We start from the raw sequence: 3,012 nt of genomic DNA, 5'->3' as shown, positions 1-3,012 counted from the left end.
AAGAACTTGTGTGACACCACTGGTAATTTGTTGGACTCCACTCAGGTCAACTAAACCACCATCTAACGCTTGAAGATAAAGGATATAACCATCTCCGACTACAGAACTGTAGTAATAAGAGATTTGAGTTCCTCCTGTCATGGTAGTAAGAGAAGATAAGTCGATTTCACTTCCGGTTCCTTGTGCTTGGATAGTGCTGTAATAAGGGATTGTATAAGCTGTTAATCCCGACAACTCTAAAACACCTTTATCCTTAGTTAATAGCGAAAAAATTCCTAAACTCGGATTCCCTTGAGAAAACGTATATTTAATCTTCTCACCCGGAAAATTCAAGCCAATCTGACTACCATTTGCAGGAACAACCCCATTACTCCAAGCTTTCGGGTCATACCAATCAAAATCATTATCTTTAATCGTTAATAATGCCGTACTTTGTTCCCCAATAATTGCGCCATTGGTCGGATTACTTAAACTTAAATTAACCGTCTCATCCCCTTCAATATCAAAATCATCAATTAGCGGAATCGTGACAATTTTTTGCGTTTCTCCACTGGCAAAATTAACAGTAACTGCACTCTGACTATAATCTTGAGATAGCGTTGCAGTCCCCCCACTTAAATTAAGTGTTGCACTAACTTCGCCACTAAATCCCCCCGTCCGAATAACCGTTACTTGAACACTCGCTGCGCCATTTTCTCGGATACTGTATTCAGGTTGACTCAAGGATAAAACACTACTCCCAAAAAATCCCTCTGTCCAAGTCGCGCCGTAAATTGTTCCGTTATTATCATTTCCAGCTAAATCAGTGACAGTATTTCCTGTTCCTTCGTTAAATTGCCAATAACCGATTAATCCGCTTTCAGTTCCCGTTAACTGATGATTCATATCTGCTTGAATTTCAGCTTGAGTGCGGGTTTTATTCCAGATCCTAACCTCATCAATTTTCCCAGAAAAAGGAGTATAAGCACTAATTTCTTTGCCAATTTTTACAGGCTCACTATTTTGTAGAGGAGTTGTCACTACATTAACACTACTATCTAAAATTCCATTTATATAAAAGCTAAATGTTGATCCGTTGTATGTCATTGAAATATGATTCCACTGACTAAGATTAAGAGGGATAACGCTATAAATAGTTTGCCAAACTCCATAAATATCTATAAATTGAGCAAGAACTTTCATTTGATTAGGAACAATAAATAACCCATAATTTCTTTGGTATCCATTACTTGCTTCCTTTGTAATAAGCGGTTGCCAATCTCCCTTAACTTGACTGGGATTCACCCAAGTTTCAATCGTAAAACGAGTCAGACTTAAATTTGAACTATGGGGAATCTCGACATAATCATTAACCCCATCAAAAGACAACGCCGCATCTTCAACAATCATCACACTTGCTGTGCCTTGACTGCCAATACTTGCGCCATTTATAGCATTAGTCAAAGTTAAATTAATTGTTTCTCCTGCATCATTAACCGTGTCAGTTGTAACAGGGATTGATACTGTTTTAGCCGTCTCTCCATTAGCAAAATTAACCACAATGGGAGTATTATCATAATCAGCAGCAGAAACCCCAACACCATCACTTAAATCAACCGTAACGCTCGCTTCTCCACCTAATCCATCAATCCGATTAATGGTAACTTCTTTAATTCCTATTCCCCCTTCTTTTACAGTAAAATTCGGCTGGCTAAACACAAACGTCCCCGGAGTAAATACCCCAGAAGTAAAAGCCGCTCCACCTAAAATAGTCCCATTATTATCATTTCCAGCTAAATCAGTGACAGTATTTCCTGCATTTTCATTAAACTGCCAATATCCCACTAAACCTGTTTCAGTTCCCGTTAACGGATGGGTCATATCTGCTTGAATTTCAGCTTGAGTTTGCGCCTTATTCCAGATACGAACCTCATCCATTTTTCCTGAAAAGGGATTGAAAATATTAACTTCTTTACCAATTTTTACGGGTTCAGTATTTTGTAGAGGAACAGCATTTGTATTGATACTCGCATCTAATTGTCCATTGAGATAAAACTTTAAACTAGACCCATCATAGGTCATAGCAATATGATTCCATTGATTTAATATTAAAGAACTTTGACTATTACTATAAACATTATATCCATTCGTTGCGGCAAAAGAAAAATGAACTGTCATCGCATTAGGAGTAATAAACATTCCATAATTTCTTGGCCACCCATCACTCTCTTCTTTAGTAATAAGCGGTTGCCAATCACCCTTAATTTGACTAGGATTTATCCAAGTTTCAACGGTAAAATTCGTCAAACTTAAATTTGAACTATGGGGAATACTTACATAGTCATCAGTCCCATCAAATAATAGAGAATAATCAGTACTCATAATCTACCCCTTCTCTTAGCTGTGATTCCAAGCAAAACCGAGCGGAGATTAGTCGGAAACTAACCTACAAAAATCACCCACACTTTTACCAGATAATTGTGACTAGAACTGTTATAAAAATGTCGAGCTTGACTACATATACCCAGTCAACGAATCGCAAATTAACTTTTTAGCTGTCCTAACACTATTATAGAAATCCTAGGGACAAAAGTTCAGTATAAATACTCAATCGCAACAAAAAGAAATAAACAATATTTTGATTGTTTATTTCAGTAGTCGTGCAAAATTAATTTCCTAGTCGAGACAGGAGACAGATGAACGTAGGTTGGGTTGAAGCATGAAACCCAACGCCCGATTATGTTACGCTACCGCTAACCCATCCTACAAATAATTGTGCCTCCCCACTTATATCAGGGATCAAGAAAAGCCGTCGTTCTACGACGGGGTTTTAAACCCAAATTTTCGATAATCTCGATCGCAGTAGCTTTGATCTAGCCTACTGGACTTAGTTAGTGGGACTTAAACAAATTTCAAGCCCAAACAAAGCCTAAACTGGCTTTGTAAGCGGCAAACACATCCCGATTCTCGGTCAGCCACTCAAAGAAACGGAAAGACATCGCTGTCCGAAAAGCTTCCAAGGCTTCCACAAAA

Annotated in this window: 1 protein-coding gene; it reads right to left on the bottom strand. The window is 38.0% G+C overall.

What is annotated here, in order from left to right:
* Positions 1 to 2,361, bottom strand: a 2,361-nt coding sequence (locus O9295_RS04415) for a LamG-like jellyroll fold domain-containing protein (protein WP_288032003.1), incomplete at its 3' end; no start/stop codon positions are given.
* Positions 2,362 to 3,012: the final 651 nt, after the last annotated feature.

Origin of the sequence: Microcystis sp. LE18-22.4A (assembly GCF_027531105.1) — a bacterium.
Taxonomy (GTDB): Bacteria; Cyanobacteriota; Cyanobacteriia; order Cyanobacteriales; family Microcystaceae; genus Microcystis; species Microcystis aeruginosa.
The sequence above is the reverse complement of the archived record's forward strand: the minus strand, read 5'-3'. Positions and strand labels throughout refer to the sequence as shown.